18 protein-coding genes are annotated in these 24449 nt (G+C 37.3%); 5 read left to right on the forward strand and 13 right to left on the reverse strand.

Annotation, left to right across the window (positions count from 1 at the left end; translation table 11 throughout):
- Positions 1–2: 2 nt before the first annotated feature.
- Positions 3–2135, reverse strand: coding sequence for an ATP-binding protein (locus ACY2A0_RS03225; protein WP_461788170.1), 2133 nt, complete (start codon positions 2133–2135; stop codon positions 3–5).
- Positions 2136–2297: 162 nt separating this feature from the next.
- A complete protein-coding gene (locus ACY2A0_RS03230) occupies positions 2298–4172 on the reverse strand; it encodes a DNA topoisomerase IV subunit B (RefSeq protein ID WP_461788171.1) in 1875 nt (624 codons plus the stop codon).
- Between the two features lie 211 nt (positions 4173–4383).
- Between ACY2A0_RS03230 and ACY2A0_RS03235 the strand changes: the two genes are divergently transcribed.
- The 4 genes from ACY2A0_RS03235 to ACY2A0_RS03250 all read left to right on the forward strand — a co-directional run bounded on the left by ACY2A0_RS03235 (position 4384) and on the right by ACY2A0_RS03250 (position 9515).
- Positions 4384–5739 carry an APC family permease gene (locus tag ACY2A0_RS03235; protein WP_461788172.1) on the forward strand — a complete coding sequence of 452 codons (1356 nt, stop codon included), beginning with the start codon at positions 4384–4386 and terminating at the stop codon, positions 5737–5739.
- 50 nt (positions 5740–5789) lie between these two features.
- Positions 5790–6950, forward strand: a complete 1161-nt coding sequence (locus ACY2A0_RS03240; RefSeq protein WP_461788173.1) for a trans-sulfuration enzyme family protein — start codon at positions 5790–5792, stop codon at positions 6948–6950.
- 148 nt (positions 6951–7098) lie between these two features.
- Positions 7099–7668, forward strand: a complete 570-nt coding sequence (locus ACY2A0_RS03245; protein ID WP_461788174.1) for a hypothetical protein — start codon at positions 7099–7101, stop codon at positions 7666–7668.
- Positions 7669–8267: 599 nt separating this feature from the next.
- A complete protein-coding gene (locus ACY2A0_RS03250) occupies positions 8268–9515 on the forward strand; it encodes a DEAD/DEAH box helicase (protein WP_461788175.1) in 1248 nt (415 codons plus the stop codon).
- A 15-nt stretch (positions 9516–9530) separates the two neighbouring features.
- On the opposite strand, the gene ACY2A0_RS03255 is transcribed toward ACY2A0_RS03250, so the two are convergent.
- Entirely contained in the window at positions 9531–10649 is a 1119-nt protein-coding gene (locus ACY2A0_RS03255) for a metallophosphoesterase (RefSeq protein ID WP_461788176.1), read from the reverse strand.
- 12 nt (positions 10650–10661) lie between these two features.
- Positions 10662–11390, reverse strand: a complete 729-nt coding sequence (locus tag ACY2A0_RS03260) for an acyl-CoA desaturase (RefSeq protein WP_461788177.1) — start codon at positions 11388–11390, stop codon at positions 10662–10664.
- Between the two features lie 180 nt (positions 11391–11570).
- Between ACY2A0_RS03260 and ACY2A0_RS03265 the strand changes: the two genes are divergently transcribed.
- The gene (locus tag ACY2A0_RS03265; protein ID WP_461788178.1) at positions 11571–12263 is read left to right on the forward strand and encodes an FkbM family methyltransferase; all 693 of its coding nucleotides are present in this window, start codon (positions 11571–11573) and stop codon (positions 12261–12263) included.
- A 46-nt stretch (positions 12264–12309) separates the two neighbouring features.
- Here the strand turns inward: ACY2A0_RS03265 and ACY2A0_RS03270 are convergent, their stop codons facing one another.
- The 9 genes from ACY2A0_RS03270 to rplL all read right to left on the reverse strand — a co-directional run bounded on the left by ACY2A0_RS03270 (position 12310) and on the right by rplL (position 24414).
- Positions 12310–12807: a cupin domain-containing protein gene (locus ACY2A0_RS03270; RefSeq protein ID WP_461788179.1), complete on the reverse strand. Its 498-nt coding sequence runs from the start codon at positions 12805–12807 to the stop codon at positions 12310–12312.
- Between the two features lie 57 nt (positions 12808–12864).
- Positions 12865–13488 (reverse strand): Pr6Pr family membrane protein, encoded by a 624-nt coding sequence (locus tag ACY2A0_RS03275; protein WP_461788180.1) that lies wholly within the window; start codon positions 13486–13488, stop codon positions 12865–12867.
- A gap of 46 nt (positions 13489–13534) precedes the next feature.
- Positions 13535–13843: a DUF3467 domain-containing protein gene (locus ACY2A0_RS03280; protein WP_461788181.1), complete on the reverse strand. Its 309-nt coding sequence runs from the start codon at positions 13841–13843 to the stop codon at positions 13535–13537.
- A gap of 126 nt (positions 13844–13969) precedes the next feature.
- Positions 13970–14392: a hypothetical protein gene (locus ACY2A0_RS03285; RefSeq protein WP_461788182.1), complete on the reverse strand. Its 423-nt coding sequence runs from the start codon at positions 14390–14392 to the stop codon at positions 13970–13972.
- 1 nt (position 14393) lies between these two features.
- Positions 14394–14684, reverse strand: a complete 291-nt coding sequence (locus ACY2A0_RS03290) for a hypothetical protein (protein WP_461788183.1) — start codon at positions 14682–14684, stop codon at positions 14394–14396.
- Between the two features lie 17 nt (positions 14685–14701).
- Complete coding sequence (locus ACY2A0_RS03295; protein ID WP_461788184.1) at positions 14702–15505, reverse strand: hypothetical protein; 804 nt, start codon at positions 15503–15505, stop codon at positions 14702–14704.
- 200 nt (positions 15506–15705) lie between these two features.
- Entirely contained in the window at positions 15706–19992 is a 4287-nt protein-coding gene (gene rpoC / locus ACY2A0_RS03300) for a DNA-directed RNA polymerase subunit beta' (protein ID WP_461788185.1), read from the reverse strand.
- 88 nt (positions 19993–20080) lie between these two features.
- On the reverse strand, positions 20081–23884 hold the full coding sequence (gene rpoB, locus ACY2A0_RS03305; RefSeq protein ID WP_461788186.1) for a DNA-directed RNA polymerase subunit beta: 3804 nt from the start codon (positions 23882–23884) through the stop codon (positions 20081–20083).
- Between the two features lie 152 nt (positions 23885–24036).
- Positions 24037–24414: a 50S ribosomal protein L7/L12 gene (gene rplL / locus ACY2A0_RS03310; RefSeq protein WP_113638764.1), complete on the reverse strand. Its 378-nt coding sequence runs from the start codon at positions 24412–24414 to the stop codon at positions 24037–24039.
- Positions 24415–24449: the final 35 nt, after the last annotated feature.

A 24449-nucleotide genomic window follows, 5' to 3' on the forward strand; every position in this document is an offset into this window, starting at 1 on the left:
AATTACTTTTTAACAAAGCATATCATTTTATTAATCAATTCTTTTTCAGAATAAGGCTTTAAAACTAAATCATTCATTCCCGCGGCTAAATATCGCAGTCGATCTTCTTCTATAACATTTGCAGTGATGCCCAAAATGGGCGTTTGTGCTTTTTCGTTGTCATTTGATGAGCGAACTTTGCGAGTAAGCTCTAATCCACTCATTACCGGCATTTGTACATCGGTAAGTAACAAGTCGTATTTGTTGCTCTCGAACAGATCATAGGCTTCGGCACCATTAGATGCCGTATCTACAAACATATGGTATCTTCGTAATACGGTTTGTGCAAGCATTACATTCATCTTATTATCATCAACCAACAAAGCTCGCTTTCCAGCCAGAAGATCTATATCCGTAATAATTAGTTCCTTTTTGCTCGTATTTCTATTCTCGCAAAATTCATAAGGTATCTCAAAGGTAAAATTGGAACCCTCTCCTATTTTGCTGCTTACACTAATATGCCCATGTTGTAGTTCCACTATCTTCTTACAAATCGCCAATCCCAAGCCTGTACCTTTGTGTGAGTTTTTCGTTAACGAATAATCCACCTGAGCAAATTCTTCGAAGATCAATGCAATATCCTTTTCATCAATTCCAATACCTGTATCTATCACCTGAATTCGTAAAACACATGCTTTCTTTGAATCCGTCAACATATCAGCCTTTAAAGTAACCGATCCTTTATCTGTGAACTTGATGGCATTACTTAGCAGGTTCATTACCAGTTGCTTTAATTTGAGCGAATCACCCTGTATTATCAAATTGTCCTTAAAAGAAAACTGCTTTTCTAAGTTGATACCTTTTCTTGATGCCTGTATTGCTATGCTATTAATTACTTCGTTGATAGCGTCAAATGGCACAAATGCAACCTTATCAAAATTAATCTTGCCTATCTCATATTTAGAAAAATCTAAAATATCATTGACAATATCTAGCAATATTTCTGAGGATGTTTTGATGGCTTCTACCTGTTGCTTTTGCTGAATAGATAAATTTTCTTGACTCAGCTGCTCCGAAAAACCAATTACCGAATTGAGGGGAGTACGTATTTCATGACTCATGTTTGCCAAAAACCTACTTTTAGATTGAGCGTATTGGGAGGCCTTTTGACCGTAATCAAACAACTTAATTTCATTTCTATAGATGCTTAGGAGATTAAATAAAATCACCGCTACGAGCAATACTAGCAACACAAAAATTAAACTATAGCTATTACTAATACTGTTAAAAGTTTGTTCCAAATTGTTGTGGATCTTGCTTTTAGCATCGGCTACAAAAGCGGCTTCACTCTGCTTAAAATTTTGGAGCAACGAAACAATTTCATTGATGATTCTTGAATTGATGTGTAGAATTTCAATCTCTCGGGCATTAAGTAATTCTCGTTTATTATATAGGTTGCGAAAATAGGAATTGATGTTTCGCAACTGTAATTGGTTATAATTTCTACTGGACAGCGAGGTATCTAAAGTAATTTCCTTCCTTACTAAAACTACCGATGAATCTTTTTTTAATTTCTTTTTTGAAATTGCAGCGGCCAATCTACCAAAAAGCCCCTTCTGCTTCGCTTCCTCTTGTTTAGGCTTTACGGTATCAATGGTGGTCATCGTTTTAAAATTGCCTTTAACAAGTTCGAAACCTTTGATATAATTCCGTTCCTTAAGCGTATCGATACCTGAACTTTTTAGAATTAAACTGTCAGTAAGGCGTCGAAGCCTGAGATAAATTTCCGTTTTCGATCTTTTCTGTTCAACTAAACCTTTTATAATTTGAGAATTCTGTTTAGTATTCTCGCTTATTTTAAGGCTATCCAAAACAGCCGACAGTCGAGCAATTTCACATGAATATTGTTTCATGTAAGCAACATTGCCAGTTGCTTCAAACAAGCGACCGTTATTGTCTGCACGATAGAGAATCAACACGCAGGTATCTAAATATGTATAGTCTGTTTCGATGGAATGAAGTTCATCCACATCTGCAGAAAGTGAACTGACACGATAGTTTTGGATGTAAAAGAAAGTAGCGGCGATAAAAAGGGCCAATATTAGTATTACCGTAAGCCCATATCTGAAAGTGCTTTTAGTTGAGTTGGTAGCCATGCAATAATAATTTATTAAAGCACAAGCACATAGAAGCAACTGTTGCTTTAAATAGGTAAATAGTATTGCAAATATAATTAATGAAAAAATTAAATACGATAACTGAGGCTGGATTAGTTATCGTATTTAATGTATGTTGCGGCTGAAAAAAGAAAGGCCTTATTAAGCCACTTCCAAATTTTCATCTTCAACGTCTTCTTTATCGATTTCGTCTTTTTCGATGCGTAGGTTCTTGATGATATGTTGCTGTCTATCTGGAGTATTTTTACCCATATAGTATTCTAACAAGCTTTTGATAGTTTGTTCTTTTAATATTACAGGATCCAAGCGGATATCTTTACCAATAAATAAACCAAACTCATCTGGAGAAATTTCACCTAGGCCTTTGAAACGGGTAATCTCCGGCTTTCCGCCCAACTTTTCTATAGCATTGCGGCGCTCTTCATCGCTGTAGCAATAGATGGTTTCTTTTTTATTTCTCACCCTAAACAAAGGTGTTTGAAGAATATACACGTGCCCTGCCTTTACCAAATCAGGAAAAAATTGCAAAAAGAAAGTCATCATTAACAAACGGATATGCATCCCATCCACATCGGCATCAGTAGCAATTACGATGTTGTTATAATGTAGACCCTCTAAACCGTCTTCGATATTAAGTGCGTGTTGCAGCAAATTGAACTCTTCATTTTCATAAACTACTTTTTTAGTAAGCTCGTAACAATTCAAAGGTTTGCCTTTTAACGAAAATACCGCTTGTGTTTCTACATCTCTGGATTTAGTAATTGATCCAGAGGCTGAATCACCCTCGGTAATAAACAAAGTTGTTTCGTACCTGCGTTCGTGGTTTGTATTGAAATGTGCTTTGCAATCACGTAGTTTTTTATTGTGCAGAGATGCCTTTTTAGCTCTATCATTCGCTAATTTCTTGATGCCAGCTATATCCTTACGTTCGCGTTCAGATTGCTTAATTCGAGCCTCAATTGCGTCAGCAACTTCTTTATGTTTGTGTAGGTAATCGTCCAGTTCCTTCTTTAAGAAATCATTCACAAAAGTACGTACAGTTTGGCCCTCAGGTGCTACTCTTTCTGAACCTAGCTTAGTTTTTGTTTGCGACTCGAAAACTGGCTCCTGCACCCTGATAGCAATAGCAGCGATGATAGAAGCCCTGATATCGGAAGCATCATAATCCTTATTGTAATACTCTCTAATGGTTTTTACTACTGCCTCACGAAATGCTGCCTGGTGCGTACCGCCTTGTGTGGTGTACTGCCCATTTACAAACGAGTGGTAATCTTCACCATATTGCTGCCCATGGGTCATCGCCACTTCAATATCATTGCCTTTTAAATGAATGATAGGATATCTGATTTCTTCTGGCTTATTTTGACGCGACAACAAATCATACAACCCCCGTTCAGAGAAGTACTTTTGACCGTTAAAATTGATAGTTAAGCCTGTGTTAAGGAACACATAGTTCCAAATCATACTCTCTACAAAATCAGGAATATAACGGTAGTTTCTGAAAATAGTTTCGTCTGGATAAAAAGTGATGGACGTTCCATTTCGCTGTGTAGTTTCAATTTCAGGATGTTCAGTAGTTACCAATCCTTTGCTAAATTCTACCTTTTTGCTTTTACCATCACGATAACTTTGTACCACAAAAATAGTGGATAACGCGTTTACCGCTTTGGTACCAACACCGTTCATTCCCACTGATTTTTGAAAGGCATTGCTATCATATTTACCACCAGTGTTCATTTTCGAAACGCAGTCAATCACTTTTCCCAAGGGGATACCACGACCGTAATCTCGTACAATTACTTTATGTTCATGCAAACTGATATCAATGGTTTTACCAGCGCCCATCATAAATTCGTCAATGGAATTATCAATAATTTCCTTTAACAAAACGTAAATACCGTCATCCTGGGCCGAGCCGTCGCCCAACTTACCAATATACATCCCCGGTCTACGGCGGATGTGCTCTTGCCAATCTAAGGATTTAATACTGTCTTCGTTGTAGATAGGTTCTGCCATAATGCTTTCCGATGTTTACTGAATGTAACGCTGAATCTACAAATTTAATTAATTTCGATTGGTTTTGGCTTTTAGATTTCCACATTTAAACAATTTAAGCCAGTGCTCTTGTATTTTTTTTGATGATGAAATTGCCGAGCAGTTTTTTATTGTTAAATTGGGCATTGTAATAACTTTACGCATCCACTAAACCAACAAACTAGAAACTCAAATGAGCTCCGAGAAAAAACAACTTTCCCTATTCGATTTGTCGATGATTGTAGTAAGCCTAGTGATAGGGATGGGAATATTTAGAACTCCCGTGAACGTTGCTGCAAAAGCGCAAATTCCTGAACTGTTTTTTCTAGCTTGGATAGTAGGCGGCTTTGTTGCTTTATGTGGTGCATTAACTTACGCGGAAATTGGTTCTCGCTATCCAGTAACGGGTGGTTATTACAAAATTTTTTCGGTTTGTTACCATCCGTCCATTGCTTTTGCCATCAACTGTATTATTGTAGTGAGCAATGCCGCATCGGTGGCTGGCGTTTCCTTAATTGGTGCCGAGTACCTCAACAAGGCGCTTTTTCCAACAGAAATGCAAACCAATGATTATCGCATACTAATTGGTTTGGTGAGTATTATCATCTTCTATACCATTAATTTACTTGGATTAAAAACCAGTTCCAGAACCCAAAACGTACTTACCATCATTAAGCTAGTAATGGTAATTACTTTAATATGTGCTGTTTTCTTCGGAGGCCAAACGCAACAGCTCCCTTCCGTTTTTAGTACTGGCAGCGGAATGCCTGCTACTTGGAGCGACTATGGAAAAGCACTAGGAATCTGCCTAATTGCAGTTTCTTTCAGCTTTGGCGGATACCAACAAACGATCAACTTTGGCGGCGAAGCTAAGGAAGCCAAAACCGTAATTCCTAGATCCATATTGGTTGGTTTGGGAATCATCATCACCTTGTACATGGCCATTAACTACGCTTACGTTAAAGTTATTGGTTTTGAGCAACTGAAAAGCGCACAGAGTATTGCTGCTATTTTAGCAGGACAAATATTTGGTCCAACTGGCTTTACCATTCTTTCGGTGCTGATCTTTCTTTCTGTATTAGGTTATGTAAATGTGAATTTATTGAGTAACCCAAGGGCGATGTATGCCATGGGCGAAGAAGGCGCACTCCCTAAAGCTTTCACCAAAAAAACCAAGAAAAATGACGTAATGGTAGTAAGCTTGACCATTTTCACCATCCTTTCCATCTTCACTTTGTTTTATGCAAAAACTTTCGATAAAATATTAAACTATACTATTTTTATGGATGGTGCCGGAATGATTTTTTCTGCGGCTACTATTTTCTATTTGCGTAAAAAAACGGCTCACCTGGATAAAAACACCATTTATACGATGAAACTCTATCCGGTAATGCCAGTCATTTTTATAGCGGCTTATCTATTTGTTGCCATTAGTATTTATAATGATGATCCTCATGCAGCCTTGAATGGGATTTATATTTTTATTGGCTTCGTAGCGATTTATTTCATCCAAAAACTTTTTAGCAGAAGAGCGACAAAACAAGGTTAATGCTTGCCACTGAACGGTGCTTCAACTTTTGACTTTATACTTTTAACTGAATGGATATTTCTTACATACTCAATGAACTTGGTGAAGAACGTGAGCAATATTTTAATGCCATTGCACCGCCAATTATTCAAACCAGTAATTTTAAATTCAATACCGTAGAAGATTTTAGACAAGCGTTAAGTGATGAATTTCAAGGTAATTTGTACTCTAGAGGATTTAATCCCACTATTGACATTTTAAGGAAGAAATTAGCTGCGCTAGATGGTGCCGAAGATGCACTGGTTTTTGGCAGTGGCATTGCGGCAATCAGTATTCCTGTATTGTCTTTACTAGCGCAAGGCGATGAAGTGGTTTGCGTAGAAAATCCTTACAGTTGGACCATCAAATTATTTAAGGATTTACTGCCAAAATTTGGGGTGAAAACCACTTTTGTAAACGGAAGTGACATTTCAGCTATTGAAAACGCAATAACGGAAAAAACTAAGTTAATTTATCTTGAGTCGCCGAACACTTTTAGTTTTGAAGTACAGGACTTAGAAGCCATTGCCAAAATTGCAAAAGCCCACGGCATCATCACTATGATTGATAACAGCTATTGCTCTCCGCTTTACCAACAACCTATTAAATACGGCATTGACTTAGTTGCACAATCAGCTACTAAATACCTTGCCGGCCATAGCGATGTAGTTGCTGGCGTGGTCACTGGCAAAAAAGAACTGCTCAAAAAAATCTTCGAAAAGGAATATATGAATATTGGCGCTTCAGTGGCTCCTCAAAATGCATGGCTATTACTGAGAAGCTTACGCACCTTACCCATCCGCTTAGAAAGGATTACAGCCAATGCCAACAAGGTAATCGCTTATTTAGAGCAGCATCCTAAAGTAGAAAAAGTACTACATCCATTTAGTGCAAACAACCAGCAACTTGCTTTGGCCAAAAAGCAAATGAAAGCTTGCGGCGGACTGTTTAGTGTAGTTCTTAAAGATGCAGGCGTAGAAACGATAGAAAATTTTTGCAATAACCTAAAGCACATCCTCATGGCAGTTTCATGGGGTGGTTACGAGAGTTTGATCATTCCAGCCGCAGCAGGAGTTAGCAAAGCTGATTTTGATAGTAATAATCCGAGACACGTGCTAATCAGGATATATATTGGTTTAGAAGAGCCTGAATATATTATTAGAGATTTGGAGCAAGCATTAAATACGATTTAAAAACTAGCGAAAAAAGATTGTAGGCAAGTATTAAGAATAGTTTCAAACAAAACCCAACTTCATTCATCATAAAGCTACAGCTAGCCAATCAAAAATTATCATATATTACATAATTAGTTTAGTTCTATTTAAAATAAATTTAATCCTAATGAAAAAATTAATGCTCATTGTCAGTTTGTTTTTGAGTGTAAAAATCGTAACTGCGCAGAATGCCACACAAACTCTCGAAAGAGATTTCTTAATCTATAGTAAGCTTATTACCGAAAAGAAGATTGAAAACGCTTTAGATTATTTAAATCCAAAACTCTTCGAAATATTTCCAAAGGAGGGTATGAAAAAGTTAATGGAGGCAGTTTACAATATGCCCAATATCCAATATAAAATTTCCATACCTCAGATTTTGGAGATTGGTGATTTTAGAAAAATTAATAATATTTACTATTCTAAATTTAAAGTCCTTTCGTTAATAGAAATGCGGTTTGAAGGAGTTGAAAAGGATGAAAATACAATTTCCGCTATGATAGCTTCGTTTGAGGCAAAGTTTGGAAAAGGAAACGTACAGTATGATAAAAGTACTGAGTTTTTCAAAATAAACGCCACTAAAGAAATTGTCGCAAGCTCAACTGACAATCAGAAAAACTGGAAATTTATAACGGTTGATAACGCTAAGATGAAAATGCTAATCGAAAAGATTATACCAAAAGAAATTTTAGATTAACAAAAGCATGAAAGTAATACTTGCGAAGTTTTTGAAACTTCGTAAGCATTACCTACAATTTCTTATCTACAAGTCCTTAACTCTTTTGTTTTACAGATATATCGTCTGAAAGTACTTCCGAAAGACTTAAATTTCGCTCTTCCAGATTTGCAATCTGGAAGCAGTATCGAAGGATTTATAATCCTTAATCAAACATTTCCTAAAGCTGATTAAAAATTTAACTTAATATTTCAATTAAAAGATGGTGAGTGTTAGCGGCCCAGCCAATTCTAACACCTCCGAAATCTTAAAAACTTCGATTTCTTCGATATTAAACCCGATTGCAACGGCAGCCCCGAGGTACGAGGGCTATAGTGGAAAGCGGGGCTAAAAACTGCTATGAAACGCTGCCAAACGTTTCCAAAAACATTAAAAATGCAATCCAATTAATTTTACCTATCTTTACCGCTCGAAGCTGAATTTCTTTAATCATTAAAGCAACTCGCAAGTTAGTCCTTCTCAAAAATGATTGTTCTAGCTTCTTCGATAGTAATGGATAAAGCGTGCAAAACATACTTTATTTTTTTACTTTTTATTTTTTAATTTTTACTAAAAAAACGATGTTATTTTCGCAATTAAGGCTAATTGAGCCTATATTAAAAGCCGTGGAATCCGAAGGATACACGCAACCTACACCTATTCAAGAAAAGGCAATTCCAAGCATATTAAAACTGAAAGATTTATTGGGTTGCGCCCAAACAGGCACTGGAAAAACTGCTGCTTTTGCTATACCAATGCTGCAAATTTTGCACATGAGGCATTTAAAAAGCAATAAAAAAGCCATTAAAGCACTGGTATTAACCCCTACCAGAGAACTTGCTATTCAAATTCAGGAAAGCTTCAATGCATACGGAAAAAATTTGCCAGTAAAAAATACTGTGATTTTTGGTGGCGTAGGACAACAACCACAAGTTGATGCACTTAGAAAAGGAGTTGACGTTTTAGTGGCTACTCCAGGCCGTTTGCTCGACTTGATGAACCAAGGCCATATCAATTTAAGCGAAATTGAAATTTTCGTTCTTGACGAGGCCGACCGTATGTTGGACATGGGGTTCATCAACGATGTGAAGAAAGTAGTAAGCAAACTGCCATTTAAAAGACAAACTTTGTTCTTTTCGGCGACTATGCCACCGGAAATCGAAAAATTAGCCAATACGATCTTAAAAGACCCAGTTACTGTAGAAGTTACACCAGTTTCATCCACCGCTGAAACTATCAACCAATCTGTGTATTTTGTGGATAAACCAGACAAAAGAAAGTTGTTGAAGCACCTACTGGATGAAATGAAAATAGATCATACCTTGATTTTCACCCGTACTAAACACGGTGCAGATCGAATTGCTAGAGACTTAGCAAAAGATGGGATTAAGGCGGCAGCTATACACGGAGACAAGTCACAAGGTGCCAGACAAAGAGCTTTAACAGAGTTTAAAGAAAGAAAACTAAGGGTTTTGGTGGCTACAGATATTGCTGCTCGTGGTATCGACATTGATGATTTAACCCATGTTTTTAACTACGACCTACCCAACATCCCTGAAACCTATGTACACCGCATTGGTCGTACTGGTAGGGCTGGTGCTAATGGAAACGCACTATCATTTGTTGATGCAGAAGAGAATGAATACTTAATTGATATTCAAAAGTTAATCAAAAGAACAATTCCGATTATTGATAACCATCCTTATCCTTTGAGCTGGCAAGCCATGTTAGCTAAAAAAGAAGTTAGCCGTAAGCCACAAAAAGATTCAAAAGGCAATGCGGCAGCTAGTAGCAACAAAAAGAAGAAATTTCACAAGAGCAGAAGATAAAACTCAGAAAACCTATTAATAAACGTTAATAGGTTTTTTTTCGCCCGTTAAATCTACCTTGTACCATTTACCGTTTTCGAATAGGGCCGCTTCATGTTGATTTTCGTGTTGGTTAACATCAACGCCAAGCACTTTACCGCCAAAGTAAAATCCAACGTTAGTTTTAGTGATGGTATGGCCAATTATTATTCTTTTAACCTTATGCTGATTTAGCGTTTCATCGATTATCGCTTCATCTATAGCAGGCTCTTTAAAATATCCCCTGTACCAAAACAAACCCAAAGTACTGTTAAAAATTTTAAGAATATTATCGTCTTTAACCGTATTCTTTAGATCTTTCCAGCCAATGTACGGTCTAGAAATTGTATTGATTTGCTCAACGCTTAAGTTTAAAGAGTTGATTTCTGGAGAAACACCGCCATGTAAACACAAATTATCGCCAATCTTTTCTACTAGATTTTTACTTCTAAGCCACCTACCAAGTTCAGTGTTTTCATTATAAAGTTCGGTATATGGATAACTCATTGCTTCTGCCGATAGCAAGTATTTCGGATCTAAGTATTTTAGGTTGCCAGCTAAATTCATGATATCATGATTACCTAATATGACATGTACATATCCGCCTTTTGACTTTGCTTGTTCTTCCAATTTGTATAGCAACCACAACGTAGCCGGCACCTCTTTTCCCCTATCAAACAAATCACCACAAATCACCAACCTCCCAGTTCCAAAAGTCCATTCGTAACGTTCGTTGATTACCTTATTGACAAGTAATATATTTCTAAATGCATCAAATTCACCTTCTATATCTGAAAGAAATAGTACTTTAGCAGGCTGCTGCGAAACGCTGGGCTCTGGATTGATTGAAGATTTTAGCTTTACTTCAAAATCCTTTTTCGGATCATTTGAAAAACGTATTTTAACAATTACCTTTTGCTTTTCTTTTAGATCATACAACTTCTCTTCAACCGTTACCCCGTTAGGCAAATGATTGGCTTCTTTTATTAGAATTTGTTTCCCTTTATAAATTACGTAAGGACCATCATATGAATTGCTTTCATTAATTTGTGCTTTTGAGTTAGAAACAAAAAGCAGGAACGAAATTTGAAATAAAACAAATGATTTATAATTCATAAAATAGATGGATCAGACCTTTCTTATCGTAATAATTTTGAGCCAGTGCATCACTTTCATCATCGGATAAGTAGGATCGAATTCCCACCACTTAGTAGCGAAGTTTGGAGAATTTGGCTTCTTATGATGGTTATTTTGAAATAACTCGCCCATCAGCAAAAAGTCCCAAGGAAGTGAGTTTTTACTGTGGTCATCATTATCGTGGTTGGAGTAGCCGTATTTATGCCCGCACCAGTTTACAACAGCTCCATGAATAGGCCCCATTAAAAAGTGGATTGGCAACAGTAAAAACATCCACCATTGTGTAGCAAACGTAACGTAAAACCAAATGTAGAACGCTGCACAAGCTAATCTCCATAACCATGAATCACCAATCCTGTCTATAATTGGCCACTCAGGATAATTGCCTTTAAAAGCAGGTTCTGGTTCAATACGGTGAAGTAAATAAGCCAAGTACATATTTTTGGTAGCAATCATCATCCCAAAAACATCCCTAAAAAAATGCGGCGAATGCGGATCCTTTTCCGTATCGCTGTAGGCATGATGCATGCGGTGAAGTATCGCATAGGCTCTAGGATTTAAAAAGGAGGAACCTTGTGAAATTAACAAAATGAGATAAAAGAAACGTTCCCAAAATTTATTCATCTTAAACATTTTATGTGACGAATAACGGTGTAGGAAAAAGGTTTGGCTAAACAACGACAAAAACCAGTGAGCCAAAAAGAAAAATAATATGATCATACGAAATTAGAGGCAGTTATTTTACTGCCGAAAACTGCAAAGCTAAGCAAATACTAGATGAATACCTATCTATTAACCATTAAATTACATAGTTCATTAATTAGTAACTAACAACTTACATTGCTAAGGCTACAACCAAAAACAACATAATTCCCTATATTTGAGCAAATCTTTTAATTGATGGGTTTAAGGCGTATTATAAAAAACTTAGTTAATAGCAAAAAACAGAATCTACCATTTCTGAATGAATCTTATTCGCAAGAAGGTGAAGACTTGTTATTGGCAAGAATATTTGAAAATCAAACTGATGGTTTTTTCATAGACGTAGGAGCGCTGCACCCTCAGCGTTTTTCCAACACATTTAAATTTTACAAACTAGGTTGGAGAGGCATTAACATTGATGCAATGCCTCAAAGCATGATTGAATTTAATAAAATTAGGCCAGAAGACATCAACTTAGAGATACCGGTTTCGGACAAAAAAGAAGTGTTAAGCTATTACATATTTAATGAACCTGCTTTGAACACTTTTTCGAAAGAAATGGCTGAAGAACGCTCTAAGAAGGAAATATATAATGTGCAGAAAGTGGTTGATATTGAAACTAGAACGTTAACCGATATTTTAGATAAATATTTGCCTGAAGGGAGGGCAATAGATTTTTTAACTATTGATGTTGAAGGATTAGACTTTCAGGTGTTAAAATCTAATAATTGGGAAAAGTATCAACCCAAAATGATCCTTTTAGAAAATGAGTTGGAGATACAAGAAATGATTGGATCGAGCATCGACTTATTTATGCAAGCAAAGAACTATCAACTTTATGCAAAAACAGTAAAGACGTTTTTCTATAAGAATAAAAACTTTTCCATTTAACAAAAAAATGCCTTTAAAAATTAAAGGCATTTTTTTTCAAATATACCTATCTACCGAAATCGTCCTGAACACGTACAATATCATCTTCATCTGAAGGATTTTGAGCATCGGTATGCTGCCATATTTCGGCTACTACGCCCCAATCATCTAAACCAATTAAGCGATGGCGCTCACCTTGGTGCAATTTAATCTGGTTTCCTGGAACGTAACTTTTCAACTCTCCTTCTTCATCAGTTTCGCTGATTTTAATGCCCACTGTACCACTTACCACCTGCCAAATTTCCGCCCTGCGGTGATGGTATTGCCAAGACAATCTAGCATTGGGAGCTACTATTAAAACTTTAGGGCTCAATTTTCCGCCAATTTTTAGCGTATCTACGTCTAAGCCATCAAAATAGGTATCCGCGAATTGTTGGGCTTGGGCTTCGTCGATTACAAAAAAACCACCCCACGGTCTACTTTCATCTCTAGTTACTACGTTAAATCCTTCTAATTTTAAACGCTGAGCAACATTTTCAAATATTTCTTTTTTTTGTGATTCCATTTTTTTAAAATAATACTAATAAAAACCTCAAAGGTATTTTTTGTTTTAACCTTTAAACTAATGCCCTATCTTTTTAGCTTGCCACTTACCAATGGCAATAAATAAAATAGAAAGTATAGCGAACAATGCAGTAACTGCTAAACAATTAACCAATACATTTTGCAAGCCCAACTTATCTATATTTAAAAACGGATAAGGATAAAAACCGCTATAATTACCTCGAAGCATTACAACTATACAATAAACTAGCGGATAACAAAGCCACCACCACAAATTGCTCCATTTTAAAAAGCGCTTTACGACAAACGAACACCAATAAATTAAAAACAGCAACGGTACAACTACGTGTAATAGTTCATTCACCAAAGCTCCCCAACCAGTGAATGTCCATAAAAACCTTAATACCACGTTGTAAACAAGTGCCACTACCAAAATATATACTGTTAGTGCCGTTTTGGTGGTATGCTTTTTAAAAAATTCTCCAAAAATAGTGTTAGAGAATAAACTTACTGATGTGCTTGCTATGGCAATAAGTAAATTACTTTGGATGGTAAAATAGCTAAAAAACCTTACCAATAATTCCGCTTTAGGTGCAACTCCACTATTGAATTGCAAATAAAACTGACCAATTAAAGCAAACCAAGCTACTACAGCAATGGCAGCTAAAAATTTTTTCTCCATTTACCTTATACTTGGTTAGTGCTTGTTACCTTAGTTCAAAAAATAGTTAAGCTTGTGCTGTTGGCCCTCCAAAACCCATTGGAAATGAAGCTTCATCCTGTGTTTTGATACGGCCATGAATAGCTTCAAATTTCTCGATATTATCCTGCATGGCGAGCATCAGACGCTTCGCGTGTTCAGGAGTCAAGATAATTCTGGATTTAACTTTTGCCTTTGGTATGCCTGGCATCACTCTAATAAAATCCAGTACAAATTCTGTATTAGAATGCGTGATGATAGCTAGGTTAGAAAATACACCTTCTGCAATTTCCTCAGATAGCTCTATATTTAATTGATTTTCGTTCTGTTGTTCCATAGCGTAAATTTAAAAAAATATGTAGCCATCTGAACATTAACCCAATAATAATTTGACAATTTATCGGAATAAAAAAGCAACAGAAGCTCATTGCTCCTGTTGCCTAATTAACCCATATGAAAAAAACTATGGCTTAATATATAATTGTAAGATACCTGCAGATTGCTGTTGTATTTCAACCGGCGTACAAACTCCTTTTTTAAATCTATTTACCGGTATGTTAAAAGTAATTTGCCTACCGAAAATATTTGTGGGATAATAGTTGTAAAGGAGAATTATCTGTAACTCAGTTTTATTTAAATCACTGTCGGATAGCAAATATCTGGTATCGAAAATGTCGCAATTGAAACTAGTAGATACTACCCCGCCAATTTCTTTTCCAGCCACTGTCACATTCCTAACCCAATAATTCTGATCTTCCTTCGATAAATAAAAACTTGCCCGAGTTTCTACGGCTGCTTTCTGTTCTACTTCCGGCTCAAATTCTTCTTCTTTTCTACAGCTTGCAAGGGATACTATTATAACGAGGATCAACGCAACCTTTTTCATACTACAAACCGCTGCAATCAACCTGGCGCCAAGCTTCAGCCGCTTCTTTAATGCTTACACCCTGTTCGCAGTTACCTATTTTATTAATTAACTTCAAAGCCGAGTCTTTTAATGCAGTACAATTAGACCTTGATTGATTTGCAGTAAAAGCATTTACCTTCTGCATGTACGCTTGATATTCGCTTTCCCAGTCACAGCTGTTACTATTGTCCTTTTCGCAACCAGTAAAAGAAATCATAACAACACTTGCCATAGCCACCAAATAGGTAGCAATTCTTTTAGATTTTTTCATGATTATTTAGTTTGTAGTTAAAAATTGAAGTTTATACCTAAGCCGAATTTATAGTCGACATCATATCTGGAGGTAATACCAAATCCCTTGCTGAATTTATAATCCAAACCAAATCCCAGTAGAAAATCTCCAGTAAAATCGGATGTGGTTGCCGAAGAACCGTAGTTAGATTTCGCTGTTGAATAACGTAGCAAAGCGCCACCGTAAACGTATGGAAACAAGCCAACGTTGATGTTTTTAGCGTTACTTAGCTTATTTATTGGAAAGTATAAATTGGTATATAAACCGAAATCATTTAAGGTAATTGAGGTGTAATCATCTTCATAAAATGATCCATTTATAAGTAACCCTAAATTAAGATGTGAAAATAACGTAGCATCAGGTGAATTTGCTTTGTTATTAAACATATCTGCCATACCGCTTATTGACGCACTGTAACCTTCAATAAAATTCCAAGTTAGCCTACTAGGTGCGTAATAGAAATCGATTGTTTGTTTGACCTGATTTTGCTTTTGTGCCGGAGTACTACTCACCACATTTGCTGTTTGCACCGCCACGGTTGGTTTTGGCGCAGCGACAGCAGTTTTAGGCTGCTCAATATATTCTTTAGTACCGTTCTTATAAATAATCATAAAAACATCGGTTTTATTGATGTTATAGGTGGGACCTTCTAACATCTCAAACTTCTTGTACTTAATTAGGTCATCGGTAATTTCAAGTACCTTTGCTTTTATTTCGGTTTTATCGTTCTTAACGATAACGTCTTGTGCGAAGCTTCCGAAATAGAAAAAAATCAGCAAAAATTTTAATGCAATCTTCATGTTGTTGGTTATTGGTTTAATTAATTTTAGTAATCAATCTTTATTTTGATGAACCCAAAATTATGTACCAGCCAACAGCGTTTTACACTACAAAACACCCTAAATTAAAAGGTGATTTAACGGTATTCCAAAAGTATAAAGCAAAAAAAGCTCCGAGGGTAAACTCGGAGCTTAAATTTTATTAGAAGATACTATCGTTGTTATGCCTCTACTTCTTCTTGTTTAGAAGCCAATAGTTTATCATACTCTTCTTGAGAACCTACAATGATACGCTCGTAGCCACGTAAACCAGTACCTGAAGGAATCAAGTGACCAACAATTACGTTCTCTTTCAAGCCTAACATGCTGTCTTTCTTACCTGCAATTGCAGCTTCGTTCAACACTTTTGTAGTTTCCTGGAATGATGCCGCAGAGATAAATGACTTAGTACCTAATGAAGCACGAGTGATACCTTGCAATACCGAACTAGCAGTAGCTGGCTTAGCATCTCTCACCTCAATTTGTTTCATATCCTGACGTTTCAATTGAGAATTTTCATCTCTTAATTTACGTACAGAGATAATCTGACCAGGTTTAACTGTAGTCGAATCTCCAGCCTCAACAACAACTTTCTTATCGAAAATTTCGTCGTTTTCAATCATGAAGTCCCAACGGTCAACAGAATCGTTTTCTAAGAAACGAGTATCTCCCGGATCTTCGATATGAACTTTCTGCATCATTTGGTGTACAATTACCTCAAAGTGCTTATCGTTAATTTTCACACCTTGTAAACGGTAAACCTCTTGGATACCATTTACTAAGTACTCTTGCACCGCTGCTGGACCTTTGATCGCTAAGATATCCGCTGGAGAGATAGAACCATCTGACAATGGCATACCTGCTTTCACGAAATCGTTATCCTGTACCAAAATATGTTTCGAAAGTGGAACAAGATATTTTTTAACTTCACCATCTCTTGACTCGATAGTAATTTCACGGTTACCACGTTTGATACCGCCTAAAGTTACCACACCATCAATTTCGGTTACAACCGCAGGATTAGATGGATTACGAGCCTCGAATAACTCAGTTACACGAGGTAAACCACCTGTAATATCTCGGGTTTTACCAGTTGCACGAGGGATTTTCACTAACACCTGACCAGTTTGTACTGCATCACCGTCATCAACAGCAATATGGGCACCTACTGGAATGTTATAAGTTCTAATCAACTCACCTTTTTTATCCAATACTTTGATAGACGGGTTTTTCGTTTTATCACGAGTATCGATAATTACTTTTTCGCGGTGACCAGTCTGCTCGTCACTCTCTTCGCGGAAAGTTACGCCTTCGATAATAGCATCGAATTCGATTTTACCTCCAAACTCAGAGATGATAACGGCATTATATGGATCCCATGAACAAATTTTATCACCTTTAGCAACGGTATCCCCTTCTTTCACATATAAAAATGCACCGTAAGGGATATTGTTGTTAACGATTACTTTTCTTGTATTTGGCTCAACAATTCTGAACTCACCTGAACGACCCAGTACAATATCTACTACACCATCTTCAGTTGTAGTTTGCACCGTACGTAAGTTTTCAAATTCGATTACACCGTCAAACTTAGCATTGATTTGTGACTCATTGGCAATGTTAGACGCCGTACCACCCACGTGGAATGTACGAAGTGTTAACTGTGTACCTGGCTCACCAATTGACTGCGCTGCAATTACACCAACAGCCTCACCTTTTTGAACACGTTTACCTGAGGCCAAGTTACGTCCGTAACATAAAGCACACACACCACGTTTGTTCTCGCAGGTTAATACCGAACGAATTTCGATACCTTCCAACGGTGATTCTTCGATTGCTCTTGCAATATCTTCTTCAATATCCTGACCAGCACCTACCAATAACTCGCCTGTTAATGGGTGATATACATCATGTAATGAAGTACGTCCCAAAATACGCTCGTATAATGGCTCAACAATATCCTCGTTATCTTTTAATGCGGTTGTGTACATACCTCTTAAAGTACCACAATCCTCATCATTAACAATCATATCTTGCGCTACGTCATGCAAACGACGAGTTAAGTAACCCGCATCCGCAGTTTTTAACGCCGTATCCGCCAAACCTTTACGGGCACCGTGGGTAGAGATAAAGTACTCTAATACAGACAAACCTTCTTTAAAGTTCGAAAGAATAGGGTTTTCGATAATCTCACCACCAGAACCTGATTTTTGAGGTTTCGCCATCAAGCCCCTCATACCTGCTAACTGACGAATCTGCTCTTTAGAACCACGGGCTCCAGAGTCAAGCATCATATAAACAGAGTTGAAACCTTGGTTATCTGACGACAATTGGTTCATCACAAACGTAGTTAAACGATTGTTGATACGAGTCCAGATATCGATGATTTGGTTGTAACGCTCGTTGTTGGTAATGAAACCCATGTTATAGTTGTTTCTTACTTCTTCAACTTCAGCAGCTGCTTGCTCTAATAAAGTATGTTTCTCTACTGGAATGTTTACGTCCTGTAAGTTGAACGATAAACCTCCGCGGAACGCACTTTGGAAACCTAATTCTTTGATATCATCCAAGAACTTAGCTGAGCGAGCCATACCAGTCATTTTTACTACTTCACCAATGATATCTCTTAAAGATTTCTTAGTTAATAGCTCATTGATATAACCTACTTCTTCTGGCACCATTTGGTTAAACAACACACGACCTACTGTAGTTTCAATCAGTTTGTTAACGATAGTACCATCAGATTCTTTAACGTTAGCTTTTACTTTGATCCAAGCGTGTAAGTCCACTCTTTTTTCATTGTAAGCGATAATTACCTCTTCTGCAGAGTAGAATGCCATATCCTGACCTTTTACTACTCTTTGAGCATCAGTTCTGCGGCCTTTAGTAATATAGTAAAGACCCAAAACCATATCCTGAGAAGGTACCGTAATTGGCGTACCGTTAGCAGGGTTAAGGATGTTATGTGCAGCCAACATCAATACTTGGGCTTCCAAAATTGCAGCATTACCTAATGGTAAGTGAACTGCCATCTGGTCACCGTCAAAATCGGCGTTGAATGCGGTACATACTAACGGGTGTAATTGGATAGCTTTACCTTCTACTAATTTTGGTTGAAAAGCTTGGATACCTAAACGGTGAAGTGTAGGTGCCCTGTTTAGCAACACTGGGTGTCCTTTCAATACGTTTTCAAGGATGTCCCAAACTATTGGATCTTTTCTATCAACAATTTTCTTAGCTGATTTCACTGTTTTTACCACACCTCTTTCAATCATCTTACGAATGATGAACGGTTTGTAAAGCTCAGCTGCCATATCTTTTGGTAAACCGCATTCGTGTAATTTAAGGTTTGGACCTACAACAATTACCGAACGAGCAGAATAATCTACACGTTTACCTAATAAGTTTTGACGGAAACGACCTTGCTTACCTTTCAAGATATCTGAAAGTGATTTTAAGGCACGGTTACCTTCAGTTTTAACAGCATTTACTTTACGTGAGTTGTCGAATAACGAGTCTACAGCTTCCTGCAACATACGTTTTTCGTTACGTAAAATTACCTCTGGTGCCTTAATCTCAATCAAACGTTTCAAACGGTTGTTACGGATAATTACACGACGGTATAAATCGTTCAAATCTGAAGTAGCGAAACGACCACCTTCCAATGGAACTAATGGACGTAACTCTGGTGGAATAACCGGAACAATCTTGATAATCATCCATTCTGGGTTATTCTCAATATTTGATCTTGAGCTACGGAAAGCTTCAACAACTTGAAGACGTTTTAGCGCCTCATTTTTACGTTGCTGAGAAGTCTCATTTGCAGCTTGGTGACGTAAGTTGTAAGATAAACTATCTAAATCAATACGTTTCAATAAATCTTCCAACGCCTCTGCTCCCATTTTGGCAACAAATTTATTAGGATCTTTATCGTCTAAATATTGATTCTCTTTAGGCAACTTATCTAAAATATCAAGATATTCCTCTTCAGTTAAGAAATCCATGAACTGAATACCTTGCTCGCCCATTAAACCAGCTTGAATTACTACATAACGTTCATAGTAAATAATCAAGTCTAGCTTTTTGGTTGGTAAGCCTAAAAGGTAACCGATTTTGTTAGGTAACGAACGGAAATACCAGATATGCGCCACAGGAACCACTAAGTTAATGTGACCCATACGCTCTCTACGTACTTTCTTTTCAGTTACTTCAACACCACAACGATCACAAACGATACCTTTGTAACGGATACGCTTGTATTTACCGCAATGACATTCGTAATCTTTTACCGGACCAAAAATACGCTCGCAGAACAAACCATCACGTTCTGGTTTGTAAGTACGATAGTTAATGGTTTCAGGCTTTAAAACTTCACCACTTGAACGCTCCAAGATATTCTCTGGAGAAGCCAAGCTAATGGTAATCGAGGTGAAGTTACTTTTTAATTTATTATCCTTTTTGTAAGACATATTTCTTTTGTTTGAAAGTTGAAATGTTAAAAGGTTGAAATGTTGCGGCAAAAACCCTACAACATTCCAACATTAAATCTTTTCAACCTTAGTCTAACGTAATATCTAAACCTAAGCCGCGTAACTCATGTACCAATACGTTGAACGATTCTGGTACACCTGGAGTTGGTAGGTTTTCGCCTTTAACAATGGCTTCGTAAGTTTTGGCCCTTCCAATAACATCATCCGATTTAACGGTTAAGATCTCTTGAAGGATATTAGCAGCACCGAATGCCTCTAATGCCCAAACCTCCATCTCACCAAAACGCTGACCACCAAATTGGGCTTTACCACCCAATGGCTGTTGTGTAATTAATGAGTATGGTCCAATTGAACGGGCGTGCATCTTATCATCAACCATGTGACCTAATTTCAGCATATAAATAATACCTACTGTAGTTGGTTGGTCAAATTTCTCGCCTGTTAAACCATTATTTAAGTAAGTTCTACCAGAAGCTGGCAAACCTGCTTTAGCAATCCAATCTTCTACCTCATCGCTCTTAGCACCGTCAAAAATTGGAGTAGCGAATTTCACGCCCAATTCTTTACCAGCCCAAGCCAATACGGTTTCGTAGATCTGACCCAAGTTCATACGTGAAGGTACACCTAGTGGGTTCAACACGATATCAACTGGAGTTCCGTCGTCTAAGAAAGGCATATCTTCATCACGTACAATACGAGCAACAATACCCTTATTACCGTGACGACCCGCCATCTTATCACCTACTTTTAGCTTACGTTTTTTAGCTACATAAACTTTAGCCATCTGTACAATGCCTGATGGAAGTTCATCACCAACGCTGATTGCAAATTTATCACGTTTGTAAGCACCTAACTCTTCGTTAACACGAATACCGTAGTTGTGCAACAACATTTTGATTTGCTCATTTTTATCCTCATCAGTAGTCCATTTGTATGGATTAATATGAGCATACTCTAAATCAGCTAACATTTTTTGAGTAAACTTAGCGCCTTTAGCAATTAGAAGCTCTTTGTAAACGTTGAAAACGCCTTGCGATGTTTTACCATTTACAATTTGGAACAACTTATCTACTAATTCGTTTTTAAGGTTCTCAACAGCGATGTTGTATTTTTTATCTAATTTCTCAATAGCTGATTTTTCTTCTGCTTTAGAAGTTTTCTTAGCTCTAGAGAATAATTTAGTATCAATTACTACACCTTTAATTGAAGGAGGAGTTTTTAACGAAGCATCTTTTACATCACCAGCTTTGTCACCAAAGATGGCACGTAACAATTTCTCTTCTGGCGAAGGATCAGACTCACCTTTTGGCGTAATTTTACCAATAAGGATATCACCTTCTTTAACCTCAGCACCAATACGGATAATACCGTTTTCATCAAGGTCTTTTGTAGCCTCTTCAGAAACGTTAGGAATATCCGGTGTTAATTCTTCCTCACCGCGTTTAGTATCACGTACTTCAAGTTCAAACTCTTCGATGTGTAGCGAAGTAAAGATATCTTCTCTAACGATACGCTCGTTAATTACGATCGCATCCTCAAAGTTATATCCTTGCCAAGGCATGAAAGCTACTTTTAAGTTTCTTCCTAATGCCAACTCACCATCTTGTGTAGCATAACCTTCGCAAAGTACTTGTCCTTTAGTAACTTTCTGACCTTTTTTAACAATTGGCTTTAAGTTGATACAAGTGTTTTGGTTGGTTTTTTTGAACTTGGTTAATTTGTAAGTTTTGCTATCGCCTTCGAAAGAAACTAAACGATCGTCATCATTTCTTACGTATTTAATTACGATTTCGTTAGCATCAACGTACTCAACCACACCGTCACCTTCTGCATTGATCAAAGTTCTTGAGTCGCGGGCTACGCGACCTTCCAAACCTGTACCTACAATCGGAGCTTCAGGACGTAACAATGGTACGGCCTGACGTTGCATGTTCGATCCCATCAACGCCCTGTTCGCATCATCATGCTCCAAGAAAGGAATTAACGATGCAGCAATTGACGTAATTTGGTTTGGCGCAATATCCATCAAGTCTAATTTCTCAGGCTCAATAATTGGGAAGTCACCTTCGTAACGTGCTTTAACACGTGGAGTAGCGAAAGTACCTTTATCATCATACTGCGCATTAGCTTGAGCAATAGTTTTACCATCTTCATCTTCAGCAGATAAGTAAATAACTTTCTCATCAACAGCTACCTTACCATCAACTACACGTTTATATGGAGTTTCGATAAAACCTAAGCTGTTAATTTTAGCGTGTACACAAAGTGATGAAATCAAACCGATGTTTGGTCCCTCAGGAGTTTCGATAGTACACAAACGACCGTAGTGCGTATAGTGAACGTCACGAACCTCGAAACCTGCACGCTCACGAGAAAGACCACCTGGACCTAAAGCCGAAAGACGACGCTTGTGCGTGATCTCCGCCAATGGGTTGGTTTGATCCATGAACTGTGATAGCTGGTTGGTACCAAAGAAAGAGTTGATTACTGACGACAATGTACGAGCATTGATCAAATCAGTTGGGGTGAATACCTCGTTATCACGGATGTTCATACGCTCACGAATAGTTCTAGCCATACGAGCTAAACCTACTCCAAATTGTGCGTACAACTGCTCACCTACCGTACGTACACGACGGTTTGATAAGTGGTCAATATCATCCACCTCTTCTTTAGAGTTGATTAATTTGATCAAATATTTAACAATAGCGATGATATCCGCTTTTGTCAATACTTTCACATCATCAGGGGTATCCATTTTTAACTTACGGTTAATGCGGTATCTACCTACATCACCTAAGTCATAACGTTTATCCGAAAAGAACAAACGCTCAATGATACCTCTTGCTGTTTCCTCATCAGGTGGTTCTGCGTTACGCAAAGCACGATAGATGTTCTCCACAGCCTCTTTTTCAGAGTTTGAAGTATCTTTTTGTAAAGTATTATATATAATGGTATAATCAGCTTGCGATGCACCATCATCTTTAGATAAGATGATTGTTTTAACACCAGCATCGATGATTAAGTCAATATGCTCGTCTTCTAAAACAGTATCCCTGTCTAAAATAACTTCGTTACGGTCAATAGAAACTACCTCTCCGGTATCTTCATCTACAAAATCCTCAACCCATTTTCTAAGAACCCTAGCGGCCAATTTACGTCCGATATACTTCTTCAACCCTGATTTGCTAACTTTTACTTCGTCAGCTAAATCAAAAAGTTCCAAAATGTCTTTATCAGAATCGTAACCAATAGCACGTAATAACGTGGTTACAGGGAATTTCTTTTTACGATCGATGTAAGCGTACATTACGTTGTTAACGTCTGTAGCGAACTCAATCCAAGAACCTTTAAATGGAATTACACGGGCCGAATATAACTTGGTACCGTTAGTGTGGCGGCTTTGGCCAAAAAACACACCTGGCGACCTATGTAACTGCGATACAATTACACGCTCTGCACCGTTAATCACAAATGTACCTTTAGGAGTCATATAAGGGATGGTTCCTAAGTATACATCTTGTATAATGGTTTCAAAATCTTCGTGCTCAGCATCGTTACAAGAAAGCTTTAGTTTAGCTTTCAAAGGAACGCTGTAAGTTAGCCCACGGTCAATACATTCAGGAATGTCATAACGAGGTGGGTCAATAAAATAATCTAAAAACTCTAAAACAAAAATGTTTCTAGAATCAGTGATTGGGAAGTTTTCAGCAAATACTTTAAACAAGCCTTCGGTATGACGGTTGTCTGATGTAGTTTCGATCTGAAAAAATTCTCTAAATGATTGCAACTGCACATCCAGAAAGTCTGGATAATCGATTACGTGCTTACTACGTGCAAAATTTACTCTTTGGTCGACTTTATTTGCCAAGGGACTAAATTTAATTTAGTTTAAGAATAAACTATTTTTTGGTTTTAAAAGGGAACATTTCATCAACCAAACAAATGAAACGTTTATAAACGGGAATAGACTCCGACTTTGCAGTCGGAGTCTTTTCTTATGAGTTTCGTTAAATTAAGTGATTACTTAATTTCAACTACAGCTCCAGCTTCTTCTAATTGTTTTTTAAGAGCTTCTGCTTCGTCTTTAGCAACACCAGCTTTTAATTCTTTAGGTGCACCATCAACTAAATCTTTAGCTTCTTTCAAACCTAGACCAGTTAAGTCTTTAACTAATTTTACAACTGCTAATTTTTGACCACCAGCATCTTTCAAGATTACATCAAAAGATGTTTTCTCTTCAGCTGCAGGAGCATCGCCACCAGCAGCAGGAGCAGCTACAGCTACTGCAGCAGCAGCAGGCTCAATACCATACTCGTCTTTTAAGATTTGAGCTAACTCATTAACTTCTTTAACTGTTAAGTTTACTAATTGCTCAGCAAACGCTTTTAAATCTGCCATTTTATTTAAGATTTTAAAAAATTTTACAAAATTGT

The organism is Pedobacter sp., assembly GCF_965249885.1.
Taxonomy (GTDB): Bacteria; Bacteroidota; Bacteroidia; order Sphingobacteriales; family Sphingobacteriaceae; genus Pedobacter.

Excerpts from the sequence above, each read along its gene's own strand:
- ACY2A0_RS03225 (WP_461788170.1), bottom strand. The coding sequence starts at position 2,135 with ATGGCTACCAACTCAACTAAAAGCACTTTCAGATATGGGCTTACGGTA.
- ACY2A0_RS03230 (WP_461788171.1), bottom strand. The coding sequence starts at position 4,172 with ATGGCAGAACCTATCTACAACGAAGACAGTATTAAATCCTTAGATTGG.
- ACY2A0_RS03235 (WP_461788172.1), top strand. The coding sequence starts at position 4,384 with ATGAGCTCCGAGAAAAAACAACTTTCCCTATTCGATTTGTCGATGATT.
- ACY2A0_RS03240 (WP_461788173.1), top strand. The coding sequence starts at position 5,790 with ATGGATATTTCTTACATACTCAATGAACTTGGTGAAGAACGTGAGCAA.
- ACY2A0_RS03245 (WP_461788174.1), top strand. The coding sequence starts at position 7,099 with ATGAAAAAATTAATGCTCATTGTCAGTTTGTTTTTGAGTGTAAAAATC.
- ACY2A0_RS03250 (WP_461788175.1), top strand. The coding sequence starts at position 8,268 with ATGTTATTTTCGCAATTAAGGCTAATTGAGCCTATATTAAAAGCCGTG.
- ACY2A0_RS03255 (WP_461788176.1), bottom strand. The coding sequence starts at position 10,649 with ATGAATTATAAATCATTTGTTTTATTTCAAATTTCGTTCCTGCTTTTT.
- ACY2A0_RS03260 (WP_461788177.1), bottom strand. The coding sequence starts at position 11,390 with ATGATCATATTATTTTTCTTTTTGGCTCACTGGTTTTTGTCGTTGTTT.
- ACY2A0_RS03265 (WP_461788178.1), top strand. The coding sequence starts at position 11,571 with ATGGGTTTAAGGCGTATTATAAAAAACTTAGTTAATAGCAAAAAACAG.
- ACY2A0_RS03270 (WP_461788179.1), bottom strand. The coding sequence starts at position 12,807 with ATGGAATCACAAAAAAAAGAAATATTTGAAAATGTTGCTCAGCGTTTA.
- ACY2A0_RS03275 (WP_461788180.1), bottom strand. The coding sequence starts at position 13,488 with ATGGAGAAAAAATTTTTAGCTGCCATTGCTGTAGTAGCTTGGTTTGCT.
- ACY2A0_RS03280 (WP_461788181.1), bottom strand. The coding sequence starts at position 13,843 with ATGGAACAACAGAACGAAAATCAATTAAATATAGAGCTATCTGAGGAA.
- ACY2A0_RS03285 (WP_461788182.1), bottom strand. The coding sequence starts at position 14,392 with ATGAAAAAGGTTGCGTTGATCCTCGTTATAATAGTATCCCTTGCAAGC.
- ACY2A0_RS03290 (WP_461788183.1), bottom strand. The coding sequence starts at position 14,684 with ATGAAAAAATCTAAAAGAATTGCTACCTATTTGGTGGCTATGGCAAGT.
- ACY2A0_RS03295 (WP_461788184.1), bottom strand. The coding sequence starts at position 15,505 with ATGAAGATTGCATTAAAATTTTTGCTGATTTTTTTCTATTTCGGAAGC.
- rpoC (WP_461788185.1), bottom strand. The coding sequence starts at position 19,992 with ATGTCTTACAAAAAGGATAATAAATTAAAAAGTAACTTCACCTCGATT.
- rplL (WP_113638764.1), bottom strand. The coding sequence starts at position 24,414 with ATGGCAGATTTAAAAGCGTTTGCTGAGCAATTAGTAAACTTAACAGTT.